General features: G+C 66.4%; 18 protein-coding genes and 1 tRNA gene. 11 read left to right on the top strand and 8 right to left on the bottom strand.

What is annotated here, in order from left to right:
* Positions 1–32: 32 nt before the first annotated feature.
* From BACI348_RS13320 to BACI348_RS13310, 3 genes are read left to right on the top strand one after another with little or no spacing between them, the layout of a single operon-like run.
* Positions 33–959, top strand: coding sequence for a sulfurtransferase (locus tag BACI348_RS13320; RefSeq protein WP_159826500.1), 927 nt, complete (start codon positions 33–35; stop codon positions 957–959).
* A gap of 9 nt (positions 960–968) precedes the next feature.
* Positions 969–2,162, top strand: coding sequence for an NAD(P)-dependent alcohol dehydrogenase (locus BACI348_RS13315; protein WP_159826498.1), 1,194 nt, complete (start codon positions 969–971; stop codon positions 2,160–2,162).
* Positions 2,159–2,584, top strand: coding sequence for an HIT family protein (locus tag BACI348_RS13310; RefSeq protein WP_159826496.1), 426 nt, complete (start codon positions 2,159–2,161; stop codon positions 2,582–2,584). The genes BACI348_RS13315 and BACI348_RS13310 overlap by 4 nt, the downstream gene beginning before the upstream one ends.
* A 44-nt stretch (positions 2,585–2,628) precedes the next feature.
* Here BACI348_RS13310 and hrpA read toward each other — a convergent pair whose 3' ends face one another.
* Together hrpA and BACI348_RS13300 are read right to left on the bottom strand one after the other, a co-directional pair.
* A complete protein-coding gene (hrpA, locus tag BACI348_RS13305; RefSeq protein ID WP_159826495.1) occupies positions 2,629–6,594 on the bottom strand; it encodes an ATP-dependent RNA helicase HrpA in 3,966 nt (1,321 codons plus the stop codon).
* Positions 6,595–6,687: 93 nt separating this feature from the next.
* On the bottom strand, positions 6,688–6,855 hold the full coding sequence (locus BACI348_RS13300; protein ID WP_201298425.1) for a hypothetical protein: 168 nt from the start codon (positions 6,853–6,855) through the stop codon (positions 6,688–6,690).
* Positions 6,856–6,936: 81 nt separating this feature from the next.
* Between BACI348_RS13300 and BACI348_RS13295 the strand changes: the two genes are divergently transcribed.
* A complete protein-coding gene (locus tag BACI348_RS13295) occupies positions 6,937–7,905 on the top strand; it encodes a GlxA family transcriptional regulator (protein ID WP_159826494.1) in 969 nt (322 codons plus the stop codon).
* On the opposite strand, the gene BACI348_RS13290 is transcribed toward BACI348_RS13295, so the two are convergent.
* Together BACI348_RS13290 and BACI348_RS13285 are read right to left on the bottom strand one after the other, a co-directional pair.
* Positions 7,902–8,219: a protealysin inhibitor emfourin gene (locus BACI348_RS13290; protein ID WP_159826493.1), complete on the bottom strand. Its 318-nt coding sequence runs from the start codon at positions 8,217–8,219 to the stop codon at positions 7,902–7,904. The two genes, BACI348_RS13295 and BACI348_RS13290, sit on opposite strands and share 4 nt — an antisense overlap.
* Positions 8,220–8,280: 61 nt before the next feature.
* Positions 8,281–9,324 carry a M4 family metallopeptidase gene (locus BACI348_RS13285; RefSeq protein ID WP_159826492.1) on the bottom strand — a complete coding sequence of 348 codons (1,044 nt, stop codon included), beginning with the start codon at positions 9,322–9,324 and terminating at the stop codon, positions 8,281–8,283.
* A 433-nt stretch (positions 9,325–9,757) separates the two neighbouring features.
* On the opposite strand from BACI348_RS13285, the gene BACI348_RS13280 reads away from it, so the two are divergent.
* On the top strand, positions 9,758–11,527 hold the full coding sequence (locus BACI348_RS13280; RefSeq protein ID WP_159826491.1) for an HNH endonuclease signature motif containing protein: 1,770 nt from the start codon (positions 9,758–9,760) through the stop codon (positions 11,525–11,527).
* 293 nt (positions 11,528–11,820) lie between these two features.
* Here BACI348_RS13280 and BACI348_RS13275 read toward each other — a convergent pair.
* The 4 genes from BACI348_RS13275 to BACI348_RS13260 all read right to left on the bottom strand — a co-directional run bounded on the left by BACI348_RS13275 (position 11,821) and on the right by BACI348_RS13260 (position 14,951).
* Positions 11,821–11,896 (bottom strand) — tRNA-Arg (locus BACI348_RS13275).
* A gap of 164 nt (positions 11,897–12,060) precedes the next feature.
* The gene (locus BACI348_RS13270) at positions 12,061–13,605 is read right to left on the bottom strand and encodes a ferredoxin--NADP reductase (RefSeq protein ID WP_159826490.1); all 1,545 of its coding nucleotides are present in this window, start codon (positions 13,603–13,605) and stop codon (positions 12,061–12,063) included.
* A complete protein-coding gene (locus BACI348_RS13265; RefSeq protein ID WP_159826489.1) occupies positions 13,602–14,474 on the bottom strand; it encodes an FAD:protein FMN transferase in 873 nt (290 codons plus the stop codon). Before BACI348_RS13265 ends, BACI348_RS13270 begins: the two co-directional genes overlap by 4 nt.
* Before the next feature lie 3 nt (positions 14,475–14,477).
* Entirely contained in the window at positions 14,478–14,951 is a 474-nt protein-coding gene (locus BACI348_RS13260) for an FMN-binding protein (protein ID WP_159826488.1), read from the bottom strand.
* 181 nt (positions 14,952–15,132) lie between these two features.
* On the opposite strand from BACI348_RS13260, the gene argS reads away from it, so the two are divergent.
* The 6 genes from argS (at position 15,133) to rho (ending at position 24,145) form a co-directional block, all read left to right on the top strand.
* Positions 15,133–16,797: an arginine--tRNA ligase gene (gene argS / locus BACI348_RS13255; protein ID WP_159826486.1), complete on the top strand. Its 1,665-nt coding sequence runs from the start codon at positions 15,133–15,135 to the stop codon at positions 16,795–16,797.
* A gap of 4 nt (positions 16,798–16,801) precedes the next feature.
* Entirely contained in the window at positions 16,802–18,271 is a 1,470-nt protein-coding gene (lysA, locus tag BACI348_RS13250; RefSeq protein ID WP_159826484.1) for a diaminopimelate decarboxylase, read from the top strand.
* Positions 18,272–19,588, top strand: a complete 1,317-nt coding sequence (locus tag BACI348_RS13245; RefSeq protein ID WP_159826482.1) for a homoserine dehydrogenase — start codon at positions 18,272–18,274, stop codon at positions 19,586–19,588.
* Positions 19,589–20,695: a threonine synthase gene (gene thrC, locus BACI348_RS13240; protein WP_159826480.1), complete on the top strand. Its 1,107-nt coding sequence runs from the start codon at positions 19,589–19,591 to the stop codon at positions 20,693–20,695.
* 2 nt (positions 20,696–20,697) lie between these two features.
* The gene (thrB, locus tag BACI348_RS13235; protein ID WP_159826478.1) at positions 20,698–21,672 is read left to right on the top strand and encodes a homoserine kinase; all 975 of its coding nucleotides are present in this window, start codon (positions 20,698–20,700) and stop codon (positions 21,670–21,672) included.
* A gap of 298 nt (positions 21,673–21,970) precedes the next feature.
* Positions 21,971–24,145, top strand: a complete 2,175-nt coding sequence (gene rho, locus BACI348_RS13230) for a transcription termination factor Rho (RefSeq protein WP_159826476.1) — start codon at positions 21,971–21,973, stop codon at positions 24,143–24,145.
* Positions 24,146–24,316 lie beyond the last annotated feature (171 nt).

Raw genomic sequence — 24,316 nt, 5'->3', positions numbered from 1 at the left:
GGAAGGGTTGGCCGCCCGACGTGAGGAGCACCATGAAGCCACTGCTGGATGTCGCCGCTTTGGAGGAGCGCCGTGCCGGCGGCAGCCGAACGGTGCTGCTGGATGTTCGCTGGGCGCTGGGCGACCCGCACGGCCACGACCATTACCTGCAGGCGCACCTCCCGGATGCCGTGTTTGTTGACCTGGCCACCGAACTTGCGGACCCCGCCGTGCCGGAGCACGGCAGGCACCCGCTGCCGTCGCCACTGAAGTTCCAGGACGCGGCCCGCCGCTGGGGCATCAACAACGGTGATGTTGTGGTGGCGTACGACGACAGCGCCAACATGGCCGCGGCCCGTGCTTGGTGGATGCTGAGGAACGCCGGCCTTACCGAGGTTTACCTGCTCGACGGCGGCCTGGCAGCCTGGCGCGCGGCCGGCCTCCCGCTCGAACAGGGCGAGGTCCTGCCTCCTCCCGGGGATGTGGCACTCGCGGACGGGCGGATGCCCGTGCTGGACGCACGCGCCGTGGCCGCGTGGATGGAAAAACAGCCGAACCCGGAGGGGGCCCGCATGGATAGCCCGCGGCCTGGCCGGCTCCTCCTCGACGCGCGGGCGGCGGAGAGGTACCGGGGCGAGACCGAGCCTGTTGATCCGCGGGCCGGCCACATTCCCGGCGCTGTCAGCGCACCCACCACCGGGAACGTGGACGGCAGCGGACGGTTCCTTCCCCCGGAAGAGTTGCGGAGCCGCTTCAAGGCGCTGGGCATCACCGGCGACGTCGAGGTGGGAGTCTATTGCGGTTCCGGCGTCACGGCCGCGCACCAAGTGGCTGCCCTGGAGTTGGCGGGATTCCGCGCCGCACTGTACCCGGGCTCCTTCTCGGAGTGGTCCAACAACCCGGGACTGCCGGTGGTGACAGGCCCTGGTCCTCTCGGCGATGGGCCCGCGAAGTGGAAAGACCCAGGGGCGCAAGGGTAGCGTCGCAGTATGAATCCTGGACGTCCCGTGCCGCCGCCCCTTGCCAAACCTGCCACCCCCGAACCTGCTGCCCCGGAAACGGTCGCGCCCGGTTCCGTTACTACCGGATCAAATGATTCCGACGACGGCAGCCTGGCCGCCGCGTACGGCGCCACGTCCGCGAACAGCGGCCTGGTCCCGCTGACCCTTGCCAGGCGCTCACCCCAGGCTGACGACGTCGAAATTGCCATCGAGTTCTGCGGCCTGTGCCACTCGGATGTCCATGCAGTCCGCGGGGAATGGGGCGGCCAGGCCTGGCCTCTGGTACCCGGCCACGAGATTGTCGGGACCGTCAGCCGGGTCGGGGCGGCCGTCACCGACTTCGCTCCGGGGGACCGGGTGGGAGTGGGTTGCATCGTAGACTCCTGCCGCGAATGCGAGAGCTGCCTGGACGGCCTGGAACAGTACTGCGAAAACGGGATGACCGGCACGTACGGTGCCGCTGACCGCCGGAACGGCGATGCAATCACCCAAGGCGGCTATTCCTCTTCCATCGTGGTGGACCGCCGCTACGTCCTTCGGGTGCCGGACTCCCTGGACCCGAAGGCTGTGGCTCCGTTGCTGTGCGCCGGCGTCACTACCTACTCCCCGCTGCGGCATTTCGACGTCGAAGAAGGCGACGTTGTGGGTGTGGTGGGTCTGGGCGGACTCGGACACATGGCCGTAAAGCTAGCCAAGGCCATGGGAGCGCGAGTGGTGGTGTTCACTACGTCCGAGTCCAAGGTGCCTGCCGCCCTGGAGCTCGGCGCCGATGAGGTGGTCCTGTCCCGGGACGAAGCCGCCATGGACGCAGCCAACCGCACCATCGACCTGATCATCGACACCGTTGCCGCACCGCACGACCTGAACCCGCTGTTCCGCACCCTCCGGGTGGACGGCGCGCTCTTCCAGCTGGGCCTGCCGTCCGAGGCCATGCCGCCCGTGAACCCGCGGGCGCTGATCCGGCGCCGGATCGCTTATGCCGGCTCACTGATCGGCGGGATTGCTGAAACCCAGGAAATGCTGGACTTTTGCGCGCAGCACGGGGTGGTGGCGGACATCGAGGTGGTCCGCGCCGAACAGCTGAATGAGGCCTACGACCGGATGGTGGCAGGCGACGTGAAATACCGGTTTGTGCTGGACACCAGCACCCTGCGGGCACCCGCCGAGGAGGCAGACGCATGAGCACGCTATTCACGAGGATCCTGAACGGCGAAATCCCCGGCCGGTTCGTGTGGCGCGAAGATGATGTGTCCGCGTTCCTCACCACGGGTCCGCTGGCAAACGGTCACACACTGGTGGTCCCTACCGAGGAAGTGGACCGCTGGACGGACGCTTCCCCTGAAACCCTGGCAAAGGTCATGGAGGTTGCCCGCCGCATCGGCGCCGTCCAGGTGGACATCTTTGACGCGCCCCGCGCCGGGCTCATCGTAGCCGGGTACGAGATCAACCATCTCCACGTGCACGTGTGGCCTTCAAGGAGCATGGCCGACTTCAACTTTGCCTCCGCGGACCAGAACCCCGATCCCAAGGTCCTGGACGCCAACGCCGAGAAACTGCGGCAGGGGCTGCGGGACGCCGGGTACGGCGAGTTCGTCCCGGCCTGAACCGGTTGCCGTGGCCGCTCACCTGGCCAGCTGGCCCCGTCCTCCTAGGCCGGGGCCAGCGCCTTATTGAGAACTGCCCGGATCCGCTTCTCGGATACCGAATAGGCGGTGCCAAGTTCGACGGCGAACAGGCTCACCCGGAGTTCTTCGATCATCCACCGCACCTGGGCGAGTTCACCCCCGGCCCGCCTGCCTGGAAGCAGGGCGGACACGGCGTCGTCGTAGTCATCCTCGAGCCGCTGCACGACTGCCATGTTGAGGGAGTCCCGCTGGACGTTTCCGGACAGGCGCTCCAGGCGCTTTTCGATGGCCGCCAGGTAGCGGGGGAGTTGGCTGAGTTGGGCGTAGCCCGTCCGTGCCACGAAACCGGGGTACACCAGATGCTCCAGCTGGCTCTTGATGTCGTTGAGCGCGCTGATGAGAGCCAGGCTGGTGGTGCCCTTGAGCTGTTTTTCGATCCGCCGGGTGCTGGCCAGGATGCGCTCCACCACGGCGGTGACGCTGAATACCGTATCGATGAGTTCGGCACGGACCACTTCGTAAAGCGCGTCGAAGGACTTCCGGTCCCAGGGAAGTTCCGCCGGCGTGAGCTTGTCGATGGCGGCAAGGGCACAGTCTGCGATCAGGGCCGAAACTGACCCGTGCGGGTTCTGGCTGAATGTCAGCTTCTCGGTGTTGCTCAGGTGCTCCAGCACGTAGCGGTCAGGAGCCGGGACCCGCAAGGCCAGCAGCCTGATCACGCCGCCGCGCATGGCGTCCTGCTGCTCGTCGGCCGTCTGGAAAACCCGCAGCGCCACGGTCTTGCCCTGGTCCACGAGGGCCGGATAGCCGGTGACGGTGTGGCCCTTGACGATGTTGCTGACCTGGCGCTGGATGGTCCCGAAGCTCCACTCGGTCAGGCCCTCCTGCTCGCGGAGCCCGGCAGGGGCTGAGCCTGCCGGCACCTGGGTGGGAGCCTGCGCCCCGGAAGTCCCGCCGTCGTCGGACTTCCCGGCCGCACGGCCCGCCTTGCCGCGCGGAGCGGTAGAGGAAGGCGTGGCTCCCAGGGACTCGGCAATCGCGCGGCGGGTGGCCGGCGCCAGTTCCTCCTGGAGCGCAGCAAGGTCCTTGCCTTCGCCCAGGACTTTGCCCTGGCTGTCCACTACCTTGAAGGTGACCCGCAGGTGCGGGGGAACAGCGTCCCAGTTCCACGAACCCGGAGGAATGATGTGCCCCCGGATCCGGCGGAGCGCCAGCTCAAGTGACGGTTCCAGCTCATCGGAGGCCGGATCGAAATCGGATTCCAGGACCGCGACCGCCTGCCGGGCCACATCCGGGGCGGGCACGAAATTCTTGCGGATCTGCTTGGGCAGGGACTTGATCAGGGCGGTCACCAGCTCCACCCGCTGGCCGGGAATCAGCCAACGGAACGCCTTGTCATCCAACTGGTTCAGGAACAGCACCGGCACTTCGGCGGTCACGCCGTCGGACGGATCCGGCGGTGATCCCGGAGCCACAGGATGGAACTCATAGGTCAGCGGGAGTTCAAAGCCCTTATGGAGCCAGGTCTTGGGGTAGGCGGATTCGTCCAGGTTGTCCGCGTCATCGCTGAGGAGGAGTGATTTGTCGTAGTCGAGGAGGTCCGGGTTATCCTGGCGGGCCTCCTTCCACCACTTGTCAAAGTGCCGCTCGGAGACGACGTCGGGGCCAATCCGCTCGTCGTAGAACTCGAAAAGTGTCTCGTCATCCACCAGGAGGCCCCGCCGGCGCATACGGGCTTCCAGCTCTTCCACCTCCTGCAGGAGGGCCCGGTTGCGGTGGAAGAACTTGTGGTGCGTTTTCCAGTCACCCTCCACCAGGGCATGCCGGATGAAAAGCTCCCTGGCTACGACCGGATCCACCCTGCCGTAGTTGATCCTGCGCTGGGCGATGATCGGCACGCCATACAGGGTGACCTTCTCGTAGGCCATGACGGACCCCTGGCGGGTGGACCAGTGCGGCTCGCTGTAGCTTCGCTTCACGAGGTCCGGAGCCACCAGCTCGGCCCAGAGGGGATCGAATCTCGCGGCAACCCGGGCCCAGAGCCGGCTGGTTTCCACCAGTTCCGCTGCCATCACGAACGTGGGCGGCTTTTTGAACAGTGCCGAGCCGGGGAAGATCGCGAACCGGCTGCCGCGGGCGCCGACATACTCGCGCTTGCGTTCGTCCAGGATGCCAATGTGGCTCAGCAGACCGGACAGGAGGCTGATGTGGACGCTGTCGTGGTTCCCTACGGGGTCAACGAGGCGCTTGTTGTCCAGGCTGATGCCCAGAGGCCGGGCCAGCTGGCGCAGCTGGGCGAACAGGTCCTGCCACTCGCGGACCCGAAGGTAGTTGATGAACTCTGCCCGGCACAGCCTCCTGAACGCGGAGGAGGACAGTTCCTGCTGCTTTTCCTGCAGGTAGTTCCAGAGGTTCAGGAACCCGGTGAAATCCGAGTTCTCGTCTTTGAACCGGTTGTGCTTTTCCGCCGCGAGCTGCTGCTTGTCCGTGGGACGCTCGCGCGGGTCCTGGATGGTGAGGGCCGCTGCCAGGATCATCACTTCGCGGACGCAGCCGCGCTTGCCCGCTTCCACAATCATGCGGCCCAGGCGGGGATCCACCGGCAGCTGGGCGAGCTTTTGCCCGACGGCGGTAAGGCCGCCGCCGCTCTTAGGGCCGCCTTTTCCGTTCTGCAGCGTAGCCGGCGCCAAGGCGCCGAGCTCGCGCAGAAGGGTGACGCCGTCGTTGATTGCCCGCGTTTCCGGCGGCTCCACGAAGGGGAACTCTTCGACGTCCTTGGGACCGCGGGCCACTCCCATGGCGGTCATCTGCAGGATGACGGCGGCAAGGTTGGTGCGGAGGATTTCCGGATCGGTGAAAAGGGGGCGGGATTCGAAGTCTTCCTCCGAGTAGAGGCGGATGGCGATGCCGTCAGAGACGCGGCCGCAACGGCCCGAGCGCTGGTTCGCCGACGCCTGCGAGACGCGCTCAATGGGCAGGCGCTGGACCTTGGTGCGGTGCGAGTACCGGGAGATGCGCGCCGTACCTGTGTCGATGACGTACTTGATGCCCGGCACGGTCAACGACGTTTCGGCCACGTTCGTGGCGAGCACGATCCGGCGTTTGTTGCCCGGATGGAACACCTTGTGCTGTTCCTGCAGGCTCAGGCGGGCGAACAGGGGGAGTACCTCGGTGCCTGCGAGTCTTCGATTGGACTGGATGCGTGCCTGCAGGGCGTCAGCGGCGTCGCGGATTTCGCGCTCGCCGGAAAAGAAGACCAGGATGTCGCCGGGCGCTTCGAGGGCAAGTTCGTCCACGGCGTCGCAGACGGCGTCGAGCGGGTCCCGGTCCTCCTCGAGTTCGTCGTCGGAGGCGTCCTCTTCGTCCGTTCCGACGGGCGGCTGCGATAGCGGCCGGTAGCGGATTTCCACCGGGTACGTCCGCCCGGAGACCTCAATGATGGGCGCGGGTTTGTCCGGCGTGCCGAAGTGGTTGGCGAACCGCTCAGGGTCGATGGTGGCGGAGGTGATGATCACCTTCAGGTCCGGCCGCTGGGGCAGGATGCGCTTGAGGTACCCGAGGATGAAGTCGATGTTGAGGCTTCGCTCATGGGCTTCGTCGATGATGATGGCGTTGTACTTGCGCAGCAGTTTGTCGCGCTGGATTTCCGCCAGCAGGATGCCGTCGGTCATCAGCTTCACCTTGGTGGCGCGGCTGACCTCGCCCGTGAAGCGGACCTGGAAGCCCACTTCCTGGCCGATGTCCACGCCCAGTTCCTCGGCAATGCGCTCGGCCACGGTGCGGGCCGCCAGCCGGCGCGGCTGGGTGTGTCCAATCAGGCCGTTATCGCCCAGGCCAAGTTCGAGGCACATCTTGGGGATCTGGGTGGTCTTACCGGAGCCGGTCTCGCCGGCGATGATGGTGACCTGGTTCGCTGCGATGGCTGCCATCAGGTCTTCGCGACGCTCGGAGACCGGCAGCTCGGCAGGATAGGAAATGTGTAGTGTCATGGCTGCTGCAAGTCTACTGCGGGAGCCCGGGCTTCCCGTTTCGACTGCTTGCAGCTGTTGCGCCCTTGGGGGGGGGCTGATGGGGCGGTGGTTCTAGAAGATGCGGAGTGTGTAGTTGGTGCTGGGAAGGTCCAGGGCGGACCAGGCCTCGTGCGACTGCACGGGAGGGGTGTGTCCCCGGCCGTCGCGCAGGAGCGCTGAAACTGTGGCGGCGAGGATAACGAGCAGGAGGACGATGAGAAGGGTTATGAGGATTTCCATGCCTCCATGCTTCTCCGGTGCAGGTTCAAGAAAAAGTGGCAGAAATGCCCAAAAAGCTAAAATTCCTGCCACAATGGAAGCATGCTGAAATCAGTAGCAGTCATCGTGGTTCCCAACTTCTCGATGTTCGAATTTGGCACTGCCTGCGAAGTGTTCGGGATCGACAGGTCCGGCCGGGGAGGCGGCGTCCCCGCGTTCGACTTCCGCATTTGCACGCCGTCCCCGGGTACCGTCCGGCTCAAGTCCGGCCTGTCCATGAACGTGGAGCTGGGCCTCGAAGCCACGGCCGACGCCGACCTTGTCATCATGGCGCCCTACGGCAGGGAGGATGAGCTGCCCGAGTCGGTCCTTGAAGCGTTGCGCGCTGCCGACGCCAGGGGAGCCTGGGTGATGTCCATCTGCTCCGGCGCCTTCGCCCTTGCCCGGGCCGGACTCCTGAACGGCAGGCGCTGCACCACGCACTGGCACTATTCGGGTCAGCTGGCCGCCGGGTATCCGCAGGTGCAAGTGGACGAAAACGTCCTCTATGTGCAGGACGGCAACATCATTTCCTCCGCCGGCACCGCCGCCGGTATCGACGCCTGCCTGCATCTGGTCCGGGTGGAACTCGGTGCGCACGTGGCTGCCGCCATTGCCCGCGACATGGTGGTTCCCCCGCACCGCGACGGTGGCCAGGCCCAGTTCATCGACCGGCCGATGCCCACCTGCGGCTCAGCCCCGATGGAACAGCTCCTCCGCTGGATGGTGGAGCACCTGGACCGGGAGCACACCGTGAATGAACTGGCGGCGCGGGTGCACATGTCGCCCCGGACGTTTGCCCGGAAGTTCCGGTCCGAAACCGGTGCAACGCCGGCGGCCTGGCTTAACTCCCAGCGGGTGCTTCGGGCCCAGGAACTGCTCGAGTCCAGCGACCTGAATATCGAGGAGATCGCGCGGGAATCAGGTTTCGGGCATCCGGTGCTGCTGCGGCACCATTTCGCGAAAGTACTGGACACGAGCCCTCAGTCCTACCGCCGGGCTTTCCGCGGGCAGCTGGCGGAAGTAGGTTAAGCCGGCGCTTCTGAGCCGCGTGATTCCTCAGAGGCCGCCCTGGTGCTGTCCACCAATACTCGCCAAGGTCCTGTGACCGCCTGCTCGGGCAGGGCCGCGCGGCGCTGGCCGGCGCGGATGGAGTAGATGAACCGGTCCGGCTGCGCTCCCAAGAATTCCGCGGCAGCAGCCCTCGGGGTCCGGGGCACGGCGTCCCAGGGGCAGGCTTCCACAATGGGCTGCCACCGGTTCCTCGCCGTCTCCGACGCAGCGTTGACAGTCCATACCCGGGTCATCGCCGCGATGCCGCCGGTGCGCTCCACACTGATCTTCATGGCCTGGTTCCTGGGGTACCTCGAGCCTGGTGGCCCGAGGTACGGCGGCCAGGCATCTTTGTTAAAGCTTGACCTTCACAGTTTCCCACGCGTTCCGCACGGCGTCATGCTCTTTTGATCCGGAGCCGAAAAGCTCGACGGCGGTGGCGGCAGTTGCCCGGGCAAAGACGGTGAACGTGGCGCCTTTGGGCAATGAACCGCCGGTGAGTGTCTCGTACCAGATCCGTCCGGGGGAGTCCCAGGCATTGCCGCCCAGCTGTTCCGCCAGCAGGCAGAACGCCCGGTTGGGGATGCCGGAATTGATGTGGACGCCGCCGTTGTCAGCGCTGGTCTTCACGTACGAGTCCATGGAGTCCGGCTGCGGATCCTTGCCCAGCACGTCGTCGTCGTACGCCGTGCCCGGGGCCTTCATGGAGCGCAACGCCTGCCCCTCCACCCTGGACGTGAACAGGCCCTCGCCGATCAGCCAACTGGCTTCAGCGGTGGACTGGTTCTTCACGTACTGCTCAACGAGGGCGCCGAACACGTCTGACATCGACTCGTTGAGGGCGCCCGCCTGGTTCCGGTACAGCAGTCCGGCCGAATACTGCGTGACCCCATGGGCGAGCTCGTGGCCGATGACGCTCAGGGACCTGGTGAAGCGCTCGAAAACCTCGCCGTCGCCGTCGCCAAAGACCATCTGCGTGCCATCCCAGAAGGCGTTGTCATACAACTTGCCGAAGTGCACAGTGGCGTTCAGAGGCAGCCCGCGGCCGTCGATGGAGTTCCTGCCGAAGACATTCGCGTAGAGCCGGTGCGTGTGGCCCAGCCCGTCATAGGCTTCATCGGTTGCTGGGTCCCCGGTTGCGGTTTCGCCTTCCTTGCGGACGAGTTTGCCGGGGAGCACTTCTGAACCCGCGGCGTCGAAGACGGTGCGGTTCGATGGCCCCGGTTTCGCCTGGCGCACTCCTGCGGGAACCTCGGGAGTGGCCTGAGTGCGTGCCGCGTGGACTGAACGGACATGGCCCAGCGCTTCCCTGGCGGCTCTGGCTGCCGCGGAAAACTCCGGCGCATCCTGTCTGGCCAGGCGCCGCAACAGGTAGGGCGGAATGATGGAGCAGTACATGTGAGACCCCTTTGCTTCTGCTGGTGTGAACAGCCTACGAGGGGGCACTGACAAAGCGTGGGAGCACGCAGGGCCACGCCGCCTGCACGCCGCATCTGGGCAATGCTCTGTTTCTTTCGATGGAAGCCCTGCAAGGGATTGGAAGGCTCTGACGGGGTTCCGCTTCGGGGGTCTGTTTTGTCAGACCCCTCAGGATGATGGAGGTACGGACAGGAGCCGGGCAGCGCCCGAGGCAGAAAATGCGGTTGGGGCTGCCTCTGTGTCTTTGGCCGCGCCTGGGATTGTCTTACCCTCCGGGGATGATGTGGGTATGGGAGCGGATCCGGTGGTGGAGGCGGTGGAAGCGGTTGGCGGTGCCGCTGTGCCACTTGCCGCGCCCGCTGGAACTGGGGCCGCACCTGGGAGTGTCGTACCCTCCGGGGATGATGTGGGTATGGGAGCGGATCCGGTGGTGGAGGCGGAGGGAGCGGTTGGTGCTGCTGTGGCTTCGTTTTTGGTTGCCCTTGGTGGGAGGGCGCCGGCCGTTTCGGCAGCCGTTTCCGGTGGCGCTGATCCCGGTGGCATTGGTCCCGGTGCCGGTGCGGGTGGGTTTGATGTTGGCGGGTGTGGTGATGATCCGGTGCAGCGGGTGGTTGATGGGGCGTTGGAGGTCCTGGCCTCGGTGGGGCGGTCGGAGGCGAAGCTGGCGGCGGTGAAGGCGACGGCCGCGGCGGTCCTGGCCGGGGCCACGAAGGCCCTGAATCCTCCGCCTGCCTCCCCGTATGAGGCGTCAGCGCAGGAGCGGAGCCTGGTGGCCGAGGTCGGGTGTGTACTGGCCATTGGTGACCGGGCCGCGGGCCGGTTGCTGGCCGATGCCCACGCCCTGACCACGTCGCTGCCCCGGTCGTTGGCAGCGTTGCGGGCCGGGACGATGTCCTGGGCGCACGCGAAGACCATGGTGGACCAGACCGTGGGCCTTGACCGGGCCGCGGCCGGGGCGTTGGAGGCGCATTTCCTGGACCCGGACGCGCCCGGCGCCGCCCGCGGCTGCCCTGTCGGGCAGATCCCGGCGTACCGGTTCAAGGCCAAAGCCCGGCACTGGCGCGAACGCCACCACCCGGAGAGCCTGGAGAAACGCCACACCCGGGGTGTCGCGGACCGGCGGGTGGAGTTCTGGCCCGACAGTGACGGGATGGCCTGGGTCGCGGCGTTGCTGCCCGCGGACCAGGCCTCGGCGATCTGCAACCGGCTCACCGCCATCGCCCGCGGGAAGCAAGGCCCCCACGAGCCCCGCACCCTGACCCCACTCAAAGCCGACACCTACACCGAAGCACTCCTCACCAGCGGCACCACCAACAGCATCCACCACCGCGGGACCACCAGCCCAGGGGCTAAGGGCGGCCATGACGGAACCGCTGCAGGAACAGGAACTTGTGGCGGTGATGGGCTCGGTGCGGGAAGCGGTGCCGGGCTGTCCTCGGGGATCAGGGCCCAGGTGTTGGTCACCGTGCCGGTGTTCTCCCTGCTGGGATTGACCGATGAGCCGGCGGTCCTGGACGGGTACGGGCCGATCCCGCCCTCGATGGCACGCCAACTCATCGCCGAGGGTGCGGGTTCGTTCTACCGGGTCCTGGTCGACCCGAGGGACGGGGCGCCGCTGGAGATCGGGCGCACGAACTACCGCGTCAGCAAGGCCATGCGGAACTGGCTCAGGCTGCGGGACGGAAAATGCCCATTCCCCGGCTGCAACAACAACTCGCTCGACAACGAAGCCGATCACCTCCTCGCCTGGCACCACGGCGGCAACACCGGGATATCGAACCTCGGACAACCCTGCCCCAAACACCACAAGCTCCGCCACACCAGCGGCTGGAAACCCACCCCGGCCAGCAAAACCGAACCACCAGGCTGGACCTCACCCACCGGCAGGCACTACACAAGCGAACACCAGGACTGGGAACCACCCCACTGGCCAGACGCCGCCGTGCCAACCGACATCCGGGAACTCGACGACCTCCTCGACCGACGGTCAACCCCCGGAACCCCAGCCGAACAATGGGCCCGGCCAGAAGACCCGCCCGCTGATGGCACGCCGCCAAAGACCCTTACCCGCATGAGCTGCATTCCGAAGAGGACGTCCAGGACGACACCTACGCCGGCTGGTTCCAGCCCGGATACCGCCCACCCCAAGACCCCATACCAGAAGACACATGGCGGGCAATGACCCCCGGAGCCAACGCTGTCATCTCATAACGCAGCCCCACTCAGTGGCGCCTCGCAACGGTGTGGCCGGAGGAGCCGCGGAAGACGTGATGCCGGCCACCGAAAAAAGGATGTGGGCGTGGTCCGGATGGGCCTGCGGCCACTAGCCCGACCGTCACCGACACCCTCTGATCCAGACAAAGCCGTCTGACCCAAAAGCGGCGGCACTGGTCAGTGTCAGGAGGATGTGGGTCAGAACCTGGGTTAGCGGGCAAAAAGAGAAGCACCCCGGCCGTGAGACCAGGGTGCTTCTGATGGTGCCCTCGATAGGATTCGAACCTACGACCTTCTGCTCCGGAGGCAGACGCTCTATCCCCTGAGCTACGAGGGCAATCCGGGGGTTCCTGCCGTTGCTGGCGGGACGTCCTAGAGCTTAGCAGGAAGGTGGCCCGCAACGGAAAATCGCCACGACGAACCGTGTCCCTGTGGCGCTCGGCCGAGCACCCGGGCCAGGCAATAAGAGCCCAATAACGAGCCACGTCCGCACGGTAAAAATCAGTAGCCCGAGAACGAATCCACGTGCACCCGCCGCGCCCCCGCCTGCCTCGCCGCGCGCCGCAACGAAGCCACACTGGCCGGAGAACCGGAGATATAAATCTCGCGCCTGGCGGCATCCGGGACCAACAATTTGAGGGCGTCGCCGTCCAGCCTGGATCCGTCAGCCGGGGCCGCCGTAATGTGCGACGGCGGCTCGGACCCGTCGGCGATCCGGGCGACCACCCGGACCCCTGGGGCTTTCAGTTCTTCGGCATAGGCAACCTCGTCGGCACTCCTGGCCAGCACGAGGAGGACGGCGTCCCGATCCTGCAGGCCGCCGGAGGACAGATGCGAGAGGAAGGGCGTGATGCCGATTCCGGCTGCGATCAACAGCACCGGAGCTCGCGGGTCACGGGGGAGCACAAAGTCGCCGCCCACGGATGTGGCTGTCACCTGGTCGCCCGGCTTGAGTGAAAGCAGGACTCTTTTGGCGGCCGATATCGGCTCCGCGGTCCGCACACCGAACTTCACGAGCTGCTCACTGGGGGAGCCCGTCAAACTGAACACCCGCCGTCGGCCTTTCCCGTCCGCCTTGCCATGCGGAAGGTCCAGCTCCATGTACTGCCCGGGCTGGAAACGGACGGGCCGGGAAGGTTCGAAGGAAAACTCGGTAGTGCTGGGCGTCAGCGGCCTCGTCCCGGTGAACCGCAACCTGACCCCGCCCCGCTGGCCCACCATAAAGGCAAGCAGATTGCCCAGCAGCAGCGCGGCTTCGGGGGAGTTCGCCAGGAATCCGAAGTTGTAGGGGACGGCAAAAACCGCACCCACCACGGCCGCGAGCCCGAGCTGCTGCCACCTGCGCGGCGGAAGCGTCAGGGGTTCGGTGAGCATAAAGCCCACGAAGAACAGCAGCGGGCGCTGGGCAATGGCCTGCCACAATGCCATCCCCACCGACATGCCGGCCTGCAACAGTTCCGCGCCGATGATGGCGGTGGCCACCACCAGGAACACGGCGGCCATCAGGAATTTCCGGGTGCGGTACAGGACCAGGAGGACGCCGGGAACCAGCAGCCACAGCATCGCCGGGGTAGCTGCCCACCACGTGGCGATGTTCAGCCCCGTCAGTCCTGCCACAAACGCACCGACAGCGGCCGGATTGAAAATGTGGCGCCCGCGCCACGCCAGCGCGTACTTCGACGCCGACGCCAGCACGCAGGCCAACGCAATGCCGGCAACATCCATGGGCGCAAAGGACGGCCAAAACAGGAAATACAGCAGCAGGCCGGTGATCAATGAGGATTCCGAGTGCGGCCGCACGTGGAACAGCGCGGCCAGGGCCCGGTTCGAGGCGTATGTCAGGCCGAGGCACAGGACGAGATGCCCCAGCATTTCGGGGATGCCGAACGTCAGCCAGCCAAGGGCATCGAGCAGGAGGCTGTAAGCGGCAAGTGCAGCGAGGACCAGGAGGATGAGCCGGTACATGGTGAACCGGCCCAGCATCGTGTCCAGCCGGCCGGCAACGGAGGGAACCGGCCGTGTTTTCGGCGTTTCAACGGGGCTCATGTGAACAGTGTCCCTTCAAAGTCGGCGGAATGGACTGCGCTGCCATCGGAAAACACTGTGAGCCAGGAAAATTCGAATTCCTCCCGGAGCCGGTCCCCGGGGACAAAGAAAAGTGCGGTGGCCAGGGCGTCGGCCAGCATGGCTGTGTCGGCCAGTGCCCAGGTGGCGACGGCGGTCCGCACCGGCTGCCCGGTGGTTCCGTCCAGCACGTGGTGCAGTCCGTCACCCCAGGCGCGGCGGTTGGCTGCGGAGGCACACAATGCCCGGCCGGCCAAGGGTACGATCCCGATAGCCTGGGCCGGGTTGTAGGGGTGTTCCAGGGCCACCTGGGTGGGCTGCGGACCGCGGGCGAGCAGGTCGCCGCTGGCATCGATGACAAACGCCTCGACGCCCTCGGCAGCCAATTCATCCGCCAGCAGGTCCACCAGCAGGCCCTTGCCCGCCGCTCCGACATCCAGTACCACCGGGGCGGTGGTGGTGATGGTGGAGCCGGTCCACTCCAGGACGTCGTCCCACGGAGGCGCCGCGAACGGGGAACCCGCGGGCTTGAGGGTGTAGCGGGCGTCGTACCCCAACTGTTCAAGGGAAGCCCCAATGAGCGGGGTCATGGCGCCGCCAGTCATCCCGTACAGCGTCCGGTACAGCACGCCAAGCCGCACGGCCTCGTCGGGAAACTCATACTGCCCCGGCCCGCGGGTGAGCGCACTGACGCGGGAATCGGAACGGAAACGGGACCAATCGGCGTCGTACCGCTCTACCCGGTCCAGGAGGCGCGCCTTGACCGGCCCGCCCAGCGGCTCAGGGGTCGAGATCTCCCACTGCGTTCCGATCCCCTCAAACGCGAAGTCCGCCCAGCCCGAACCCGGCACCGTCTACTGCGCCTCCTGCTTGATCTTTTCCACGGCCTCGTTGAAGCCGCCGCTGGTCAGGGAGGAGCCGGCGACCTTGGACACGTTGAGCTCGTCGATGTTCTTCCCCACCACCTGCCCTGCGATTCCGCCGGCGAACTCACCCTGGAACTTGCGCGTGTTGGGGTTGGACGGGTGCTGGGTGATGCTGACGTCGGTGATTTTGCCTTCGGCGAGGGTCAGCTGCACGCCCACAGTCTCGGTGCCGTTGGGCGAAACGTAGTTTCCGTCCGCACTGTAGGTCCCGTCCTTGTACGTGGAACCGCTGCTGGCCAGCGACGACGTCGCTGCCGACGGGGTGGCGGCCGAGGTCCCAGCAGCGCCGCCGGTGGCAGCAGGCGCGGGCTCGGCCGCGGACGGCGCGCAGCCGGCCACGGTTCCGGCGAGGGACAGGCCAGCGATGCCGGCGAAAACACTCTTGCGGACTGACGGTCTCATAAAGGCTCTCATTTCGTCTAAGTGTTTGAGGCTTGCCTACGCTGGTGTCAACGTAGAACCCAGCGTATTGGTTCAACTTGTGGCGGGGTTGTGTCCGGCTTGTAGTTTTCCTGTGGATTGCCTGCAGTGCGGGTGCAGCCCCAATTCTTTTGCTGTCACCGGCCCCCGGTAGGCTAGGGGGGTGACTCCCGAAGAACTCTCCCTCGCCATATCCGCCTGCCTGAAAGATGCCGTCGCCGCCGGCGAAATTGCCCTTTCAGCATCAGCAGTGCCTGACGAGGTACGCGTGGAGCGACCCAAGAACCGCGACCATGGCGACTGGGCCACCAACATTGCCCTGCAGCTTGCCAAGCAGGCCGGCACCAACCCGCGCGAATTCGCCACGGTCCTGAGCACGCGGCTGAAGTCGATCGAGGGCGTCTCCGCCGTGGACATCGCCGGGCCCGGCTTCCTGAACATCACCGTGGACGCGGCCGCCGCCGGCGCCCTCGCCAAGGTCATCGTCGAGGCCGGAACACAGTACGGCACCAACACCGCGCTCGCCGGGCACACGGTCAACATGGAGTTCGTCTCCGCCAACCCCACCGGCCCCCTGCACATCGGGCATACCCGCTGGGCCGCCCTGGGCGATGCGATTGCGCGCGTGCTGCGTGCCTCCGGAGCCGATGTCACGGCCGAGTACTACATCAACGACGCCGGCTCGCAGATGAACACCTTTGCCACCTCCGTGTACTCCCGCCTGCACGGCCTCCCCGTGCCCGACGGCGGCTACCCGGGACAGTACATCGCGGACCTTGGCCACGATGTACTCACGGCTCACCCGGACATCCGTGAACTCACCGAAGTTGCCGCGCTGCCGGTGATCCGTGCGGCAGCCTATGAGGCCCAGATGAAGGACATCAAGGCCACCCTCGCGGACTTCGGCGTCGAATTCGACGTGTTCTTCTCCGAGCAGGAACTGCACGACGCCGGCGCCATCGAAAGTGCCGTTGCCCGCCTTCGCGAGCAGGGCCATGTGTTCGACGACGGCGGTGCGGTCTGGCTGCGGACCACCGACTTCGGCGACGACAAGGACCGGGTGATGATCCGCGCCAACGGCGAGCCCACCTACTTCGCCGCCGACGCCGCGTACTACCTCTCCAAGAAGGACCGCGGCTTCACCGAGAAGATCTACCTGCTCGGCGCAGACCACCACGGCTACATCAACCGGCTCAAGGCCATCGCCGCCTGCGCCGGGGACGACCCCGAAGTGAACATTGAGGTGCTGATCGGCCAGCTTGTGTCCGTCAACGGCGCCAAGCTGTCCAAGCGCGCCGGCAACATCATCGAGCTCAAGGACCTGATCGACTGGCTGGGCAAGGACGCCGTCCGCTACTCGCTGGCACGGTTCCCGGCCGATTCGCCGCTGACGCTGGACCCGGAGCTGCTGAAGAAGCACAGCAACGAAAACCCGGTGTTCTACGTGCAGTACGCCCACGCCCGTTCCCGCGGGGCTGCCCGCAACGCCGTCGCCGCCGGTGTGGAGCGCAGTGTGGACGGTAAGGACAGTTTCGACGCTTCGCTCCTGGACCACGCCACTGAGAACGAGCTGCTCTCCTACCTGGGGAGCTACCCCTCCATCGTGGCCAAAGCCGCCGAACTGCGCGAACCGCACCGTGTGGCACGGCACCTCGAGGCCATCGCCGGGGCCTACCACCGCTGGTACGACGCCTGCCGTATCGCCCCCATGGGCGATGAGGCGGTGACGGACGTGAACCGTACCCGGCTGTGGCTCAATGACGCCACCAGCCAGGTGCTGGCAAACGGCCTTGACCTGCTCGGCGTCTCCGCACCGGAACGGATGTAGCCCCATGACTGCACAGGACACCACCAACGCCTCACCGCTGGCCCCTGAATGGCTCACAGTCCCCAGGGACCTGAATGCCCTGCAGGAACCGATGTGGGCCAGGACTGTTGAACGGAACGACGACGGCGGCCTGGCAGTTGCCGGCGTTTCCGTCGCCGCCCTGAAGGAACAGTTCGGCACGCCGCTGTTTGTGATGGACGAGTCGGACTTCCGCGCCAGGGCACGTGCCTTCAAAGACTCCTTTGACGCCGCCTTTGCCGATATCTGCGGCGGCGTGGACGTCTACTACGCCGGGAAATCGTTCCTCTGCACCGCCGTGGTGAAGTGGGTGGAGGAGGAGGGGCTGCGCCTGGACACCGCCTCCGGCGGCGAATTGGCCGTGGCCGCGCGTGCCGGGATTCCGGGGGAGCGTGTGGCCCTGCACGGCAACAACAAATCCGACGCCGAGATCAACCGGGCACTGGACATGAAGCTGGGCCGCATCGTGGTGGACAGCCTCGCCGAGCTGGAACGCGTCGGGGCAACCGCCCAGGCCCGCGGTGAAGAAGCCAAGGTGATGCTGCGGCTTACCCCGGGCGTCCATGCCCACACCCACGAATTCATCGCTACCGCCCACGAGGACCAGAAGTTCGGCCTCTCCATGGCGGAGGACACCACCGGGCAGGCCGGCCTGTCAGCCGCGGAGGAAGCCGTTGCGGCTGCCGCAGCGCACCCGGGCATTGAACTGCTGGGATTGCACTGCCACATCGGCTCGCAGATCTTCGAACCGGACGGCTTCGCGCTGGCCGCGGAGAAACTGCTCCGCTTCCTTGCAGCCATGCAGGAAAAGTACTCCATCGTGATGCCGGAACTGGACCTCGGCGGCGGCTACGGCATTGCCTACACGCCGGTGGACACCCCCCGCCCAGCAGCCGAGATCGCGGAAGCGATGGCCGCCGTCGTGCGTTCAACCTGCGCTGAACTGGGCATTGACTCGCCCCGCATCTCCATTGAGCCGGGCCGCGCCATCGTTGGCAGCACCACCTTCACCCTCTATGAGGTCGGCACGCTGAAAACCGTGCGCGTGGATGCGCCCGGGACTGCCAGTGACGGCGGCAACAACGTTACGTATCCGCGCCGCTATGTTTCGGTGGACGGCGGCATGAGCGATAACGCCCGGCCGGTGCTGTACGACGCGGATTATTCGGCCGTTCTGGCCTCCCGCACGTCGTCCGCCGCGCCGCAGCTGTCCCGCGTGGTGGGCAAACATTGCGAGAGCGGCGACATAGTTGTTAGAGATGTATATCTGCCCGAGGACGTGGCAGCCGGTGATCTGCTTGCTGTACCGGGAACCGGCGCCTACTGCTGGGCCCTCTCGAGCAACTACAACTATCTGGCCCGGCCGGGCGTTGTCGCGGTGCGCGACGGATCTGCCCGGCTGATTGTCCGCGGGGAAACCGAAGAAGATCTGCTCAACCGCGACATGGGAGTCTGAATGACTGAATTGCGAACCCTGAAAGTAGCCCTGCTGGGCTGTGGCAACGTTGGGGCCCAGGTTGCGCGGATTCTCATTGAGGACGCCGATGCCCTTGCCGCCCGCACCGGTGCACGCCTGCAGCTGAGCGGCATTGCAGTGCGAAACGTCAACGCTCCCCGCGACGTTGAACTGCCGCAGGACCTGTTCACCACCGACGCCGAGACCCTGGTCAAGGACGCGGACCTGGTGATCGAACTGATGGGCGGCATCGAGCCGGCCCGCACGCTCATCCTCTCCGCGCTGCGCAACGGTGCCTGCGTGGTCACCGGGAACAAGGCCCTCCTCGCCCAGGACGGGCCCACCCTCTACGAAGAGGCTGACAAGGCCCACGTCCAGCTGTCCTACGAAGCCGCCGTGGCCGGTGCCATCCCCATCCTGCGCCCCATCCGCGACAGCCTTTCGGGCGACCGCATCACCCGTGTGCTGGGCATCGTCAATGGCACCACCAACTACATCCTGGACCAGATGGACTCCACGGGGGCCCAGTTCGCCGACGCTCTGGCCGAAGCACAGCGCCTTGGCTACGCCGAAGCCGACCCCACGGCCGACGTCGAGGGCCATGACGCCGCCGCGAAGGCCGCGATCCTCGCCTCCCTCTCGTTCCACACCCGGTTCGCGCTGGAAAACGTGCACTGCGAAGGCATCACCTCCGTCAGTGCTGCCGACATCGCCGCAGCCAAGGACGCAGGGTTTGTCATCAAGCTGCTGGCCATCGCGGAAAAGCTTTCGGATGCCGACGGCGGCGAGGGCGTTTCCGTCCGGGTCCACCCCACGCTCCTTCCGCGCGAGCACCCACTGGCCGCCGTCCGCGGTGCCTTCAACGCCGTGTTCATCGAGGCGGAGAACGCCGGCGAACTGATGTTCTATGGCCAGGGCGCCGGCGGCACTCCCACGGCCTCTGCTGTCCTGGGCGACCTCGTTTCGGCTGCCCGCCGCCTGGTCCTTGGTGGTCCCGGCCGCACCGAGACCACCACCGGCCATGTGCCGGCGCTGCCCATCGATGCAGCCGTCACCAGCTACTACATCGGACTCGACGTGGCCGACCAGCCCGGCGTGCTCGCACGGATCGCCCAGCTGTTTGCCGAGCACGGCGTATCCATTGAAATCATGCGGCAGACCATCCACCGTGACGCTGAGTCCAACGTGGAGTCGGCCGAACTGCGGATCGTTACGCACCGCGCGTCAGAGGCTGCCCTTGCAGCCACCGTCGAGGCCGTGAAGGGCCTGGACGTCATCAATTCAGTTACATCCGTTCTGCGGGTAGAAGGAGTCTAAGTGGCTCACCAATGGCGCGGCGTCATCCGCGAATACGCTGACCGTCTGCCCGTGACGGAATCCACCCGGGTCATCACCCTGGGTGAGGGCGGCACCCCGCTGGTGCACGCGCAGAAGCTCTCCGAGCTCACCGGCTCCGAGGTGTACCTGAAGGTGGAGGGCATGAACCCCACCGGCTCGTTCAAGGACCGCGGCATGACCATGGCCATGACCGCCGCAGTGGCGGCCGGGGCCAAAGCCGTTGTGTGCGCCTCCACTGGCAACACGTCCGCCTCTGCCGCTGCGTATGCCACGGCGGCCGGCCTGAAGTGCGCTGTCCTGGTGCCCGAAGGCAAGATCTCCATGGGGAAGCTCAGCCAGGCCATCGCCCACGGCGCAACCCTGCTCCAGGTGGACGGCAACTTCGACAACTGCCTGGACATCGCCCGGAAGCTGGGGGAGTCCTACCCCGTCTTCCTGGTGAACTCCGTCAACCCGGCCCGCATCCAAGGACAGAAGACCGGCGCCTTCGAGATCGTGGACGCGCTCGGTGACGCCCCGGACATCCACGTCCTGCCCGTTGGCAACGCAGGCAACATCACTGCCTACTGGAAGGGCTACAAGGAGTACTCGGCTCCCTTCGAGTCCGACACAGCCGGCACACTCCCCGCCGTTTCCACCAGGACGCCCGCCATGTGGGGCTTCCAGGCCGCGGGGGCCGCGCCCTTCGTTGCCGGCCACCCCATCACCGAGCCGGACACCATCGCCACCGCCATCCGGATCGGCAACCCAGCTTCCTGGGACGGCGCCATCGCGGCCCGCGATGAGTCGGGCGGCTTCATCGACGCGGTCACCGACGAGGAAATCCTTAACGCCCACCGCTGGCTGTCGGCCCGCGAAGGCGTCTTCGTGGAGCCCGGTTCCGCCGCGGGCGTAGCGGGACTGCTGAAAAAGCACGCCGCCGGTGAGGTACCGTCCGGCAAGACAATCGTTATCACCGTCACCGGACACGGCTTGAAGGACCCCCAGTGGGCCCTGCGCACCGAGGACGGCAGCGATGTCCAGCCGGTGAAGGTGTCCAACGACGTTGTCACCGTTGCTGCTGAATTGGGACTGGAAGAAAAATAACCTTGGACACCACCTCGCAGGCCACCGTCGGCGTGCAGCTTATTGAAGCCGGACAAAGCGTAACGGTCCGCGTTCCGGCCACCACCGCCAACCTGGGCCCAGGCTACGACAGCCTGGGCCTGGCCCTGGCCCTGCACGACACCCTGACGGTGGAGAGCCTCGAATCCGAGGAACTCGTGTTCGAGCTCACCGGCGAGGGCGCGGACACGCTTCCCCGGGACGCCAGCCACCTCGTCATTCGCGCCATGGAGGCCGCCTTCGAACGGCTGGGCTTCCGGCACGGCGGCCTGAAGGTGACAGCCGAAAACGTGGTTCCCCACGGCCGCGGCCTGGGTTCTTCCGCCTCAGCGGTGGTGGCAGCGATTTCGGCAGCAAACGCGCTGGTGCCGGAGGCCAGCCGCCGCGGGAAGGAATGGATCCTGCAGCTCACCAGTGAGATTGAGGGCCACCCGGACAACGTGGCACCCGCCATTTTCGGCGGACTGGCGCTGTCGTGGCAGGACAGTGACCAGTACAGCAGCACCAGCGCGGCTGTGTCCGGCACTGTGGTTCCCGTAGTAGCGGTTCCTGACTTTGAGCTGTCCACGGAAACCGCCCGGGCGCTGCTTCCGGCATCCGTGGGGCACCACGCCGCGGCCATGAACTCGGGGCGCGCAGCCCTGCTGATCCACGCCCTCACCACAAAACCCGAATTCCTCCTCGCCGGTACCGAGGACTACCTCCATCAGAGCTACCGGGCCGAAGCCATGCGCCCCAGCGCCGCCCTGATCTCGGCGCTCCGCGCGGCCGGACATGCAGCAGTTGTCTCCGGGGCCGGGCCCACCGTGCTGGTACTGGCTGAGGGACAGGCTGATGCGGCCGCCGTCGTCCGTTTCATCGAGGAGTTCACCGCAGCGAACACGCCGGACATCGGATGGCGCGTACTGAAGCTGGCAGTGGACGTTGAAGGTGCTAAGGTGGAGTTGCACCGGCGGTAATTGACGCCTATCTGATCTGCATATGCACTTAGTTGCAACCTGATCTCCTACTGCGCAATCTATTCCGGTGCCACCTGCTTGGTCTGTCGCAGGAATCTGCAGCATTGAAACTGCCCCTGAAACGTCAGTCCACAGTTCCACCTTGGGCGGAGCGCAGCGTGAATCAGTATCCGGCCCTGCTGGCCGATATCCAACCGGCAAGGCCGAACAATCCCGGCTGCAGATCTGAACTGCAGCCCAGATCAAATCATCGCGCCCAGCTCCTCGTCTGGACGCCGTCGAGGGGGAAGGATCCTTCGTGACCGAAACCACTGAGCTGTCGCCAGCTGTGGAACTATCATCTTCTGCTGCCGATTCGGCAGCACCCGCCAAGAGCAGCGGCCTTGCCGGCCTGAAGCTCGCCCAGCTGCAGGCACTCGCCAGCCAGCTCGGTATCTCCGGCGGTTCCCGGATGCGCAAGGGGGACCTGGTTGCGGCCATCTCCGCCCACCGCGCCGGCACTCCCATGACCAAGGCTCCGGCCAAGTCAGCCGAAAAGCGCACCGAAAGCGTTGCAGCGCCGGCAGCCGCAGCCCCCGCTGCTGCTGCTCCCGCAGCCTCCGCGCCGGCCGAAACTGCGGAAGCACCCGCCGAAGGCACCCGTGCCCGGGGCCGTGGCCGCAGCCGCCGCGCCGTGAGCGACGGAGTTGTGGCACCGGCAGCTGCCGAAACCGCCGCCGAAGTTCCTGCCGCTCCGGTTGAGGCTCCCGCCGCCGCGGAAGCTCCCGAAACAACTGAAGGTGCCGCCGAGCGCCGTCAGCCCCGTACCCGCAACCGCCGCCGCGGCGAAGCAGCCGCAACAGCACCGCAGGCGGCCGATGCCGTTGAAGCGCCGGCAGAGCAGGCCGACACAGAGCAGCGCAACACTGAGCGCACCGCCGAGCCGCGCACCGCTGAGCGTGCGGCCGAGACGCGCACTGAAACCGAAGAAGCCGGGCAGCGCACCGACCGCCGCGAAGGTGGCCGCGGCCGTGGCCGCGACACCCGTGATGGCGCCGAGAGCGGCCGGGACAACGCCGGCAGCCGCGAGGCAGGCCAGCGCGAAGGCGCCCGCCGCGACGACAACCGCGACTCCCGCGACGGCGACGACGCAGACGGCGGCAACCGCCGCAACCGCCGCAACCGCCGCGACCGGAACGACCGCAATGACCGCTCCGGCGGCCAGGACCGGGACAACAGCTCACGCAACGACCGCTTCCGCGACCGGAACGACCGCCGCCGCGGACGCGCCCAGGGACCCGACGTCGACGACGTCGAAGTCACCGAGGACGACGTCCTGCTGCCCGTCGCAGGTATCCTGGACGTCCTGGAGAACTACGCGTTCATCCGCACCTCCGGCTACCTGCCCGGCCCCAACGACGTCTACGTCTCCCTGGCACAGGTCAAGAAGTACAACCTCCGCAAGGGTGACGCCGTAGTTGGCGCCATCCGCGCACCCCGCGACGGCGAAGACCGCAGCCAGCAGTCAGCCCGCCAGAAGTTCAACGCCCTGGTCCGCGTGACCTCGGTCAACGGCAAGACGACCGAAGAGCTCAAGGACCGCGTCGAATTCGCCAAGCTGGTTCCGCTCTACCCGTCAGAGCGCCTGCGCCTGGAAACGGATCCCAAAAAGATCGGCCCCCGCGTCATCGACCTCGTCGCCCCCATCGGCAAGGGCCAGCGCGGTTTGATCGTCTCCCCGCCCAAGGCCGGCAAGACGCTCATCCTGCAGTCCATTGCCAACGCGATCACCACCAACAACCCTGAGGTCCACCTCATGATGGTGCTGGTTGACGAACGTCCCGAAGAAGTCACGGACATGCAGCGCACGGTCAAGGGTGAGGTCATTGCCTCAACCTTCGACCGTCCCGCCGATGACCACACCACAGTGGCCGAACTCTCCATCGAACGCGCCAAGCGCCTCGTGGAAATGGGTATGGACGTGGTTGTCCTGCTGGACTCCATGACCCGCCTGGGCCGCGCCTACAACCTGGCAGCACCGGCCTCCGGCCGCATCCTGTCCGGTGGTGTGGACTCTGCCGCACTGTACCCGCCCAAGCGGTTCTTCGGTGCAGCCCGCAACATCGAAAACGGCGGCTCACTCACAATCCTGGCCACCGCCCTCGTGGAGACCGGTTCCAAAATGGACGAGGTCATCTTCGAAGAGTTCAAGGGCACCGGTAACATGGAGCTCCGCCTGTCCCGCCAGCTGGCAGACAAGCGCATCTTCCCGGCTGTGGACGTCAACGCGTCCGGCACCCGCCGCGAGGAAAACCTGCTCTCGCCCGAAGAAGTCAAGATCATGTGGAAGCTGCGCCGCGTCCTTTCCGGACTCGAAACGCAGCAGAGCCTTGAACTGCTCACCAACAAGATCCGGGAAACGCAGAGCAACGTTGAGTTCCTGATGCAGGTCCAGAAGACGACGCTTGGTGCGAAGTCGGATAACGACAAGTAGCTGAGTAAAGGGGCGGGGTGCGGTAAGTCCCGCGGCTTGGGGCCGCGCGGATTTTCCGCCCCCGCCCCTTCGCGTGGCGGCTCAGTCCTGACGGACGTGAGCCGCCACGCTCCGGCAGGCCCGATGCCACTCCCGGGGCGGAAAACCCGCGCGGCCGGCGCCAGCTCACCG

The organism is Arthrobacter sp. 9AX (assembly GCF_902506095.1).
GTDB lineage: Bacteria > Actinomycetota > Actinomycetes > Actinomycetales > Micrococcaceae > Arthrobacter.
This window is presented reverse-complemented; position numbering and strand designations above follow the sequence as displayed.

Coding starts and splice junctions, on each gene's coding strand:
- BACI348_RS13320 (WP_159826500.1), top strand. CDS start 33: ATGAAGCCACTGCTGGATGTCGCCGCTTTGGAGGAGCGCCGTGCCGGC.
- BACI348_RS13315 (WP_159826498.1), top strand. CDS start 969: ATGAATCCTGGACGTCCCGTGCCGCCGCCCCTTGCCAAACCTGCCACC.
- BACI348_RS13310 (WP_159826496.1), top strand. CDS start 2,159: ATGAGCACGCTATTCACGAGGATCCTGAACGGCGAAATCCCCGGCCGG.
- hrpA (WP_159826495.1), bottom strand. CDS start 6,594: ATGACACTACACATTTCCTATCCTGCCGAGCTGCCGGTCTCCGAGCGT.
- BACI348_RS13300 (WP_201298425.1), bottom strand. CDS start 6,855: ATGGAAATCCTCATAACCCTTCTCATCGTCCTCCTGCTCGTTATCCTC.
- BACI348_RS13295 (WP_159826494.1), top strand. CDS start 6,937: ATGCTGAAATCAGTAGCAGTCATCGTGGTTCCCAACTTCTCGATGTTC.
- BACI348_RS13290 (WP_159826493.1), bottom strand. CDS start 8,219: ATGAAGATCAGTGTGGAGCGCACCGGCGGCATCGCGGCGATGACCCGG.
- BACI348_RS13285 (WP_159826492.1), bottom strand. CDS start 9,324: ATGTACTGCTCCATCATTCCGCCCTACCTGTTGCGGCGCCTGGCCAGA.
- BACI348_RS13280 (WP_159826491.1), top strand. CDS start 9,758: ATGGGAGCGGATCCGGTGGTGGAGGCGGAGGGAGCGGTTGGTGCTGCT.
- BACI348_RS13270 (WP_159826490.1), bottom strand. CDS start 13,605: ATGAGCCCCGTTGAAACGCCGAAAACACGGCCGGTTCCCTCCGTTGCC.
- BACI348_RS13260 (WP_159826488.1), bottom strand. CDS start 14,951: ATGAGACCGTCAGTCCGCAAGAGTGTTTTCGCCGGCATCGCTGGCCTG.
- lysA (WP_159826484.1), top strand. CDS start 16,802: ATGACTGCACAGGACACCACCAACGCCTCACCGCTGGCCCCTGAATGG.
- BACI348_RS13245 (WP_159826482.1), top strand. CDS start 18,272: ATGACTGAATTGCGAACCCTGAAAGTAGCCCTGCTGGGCTGTGGCAAC.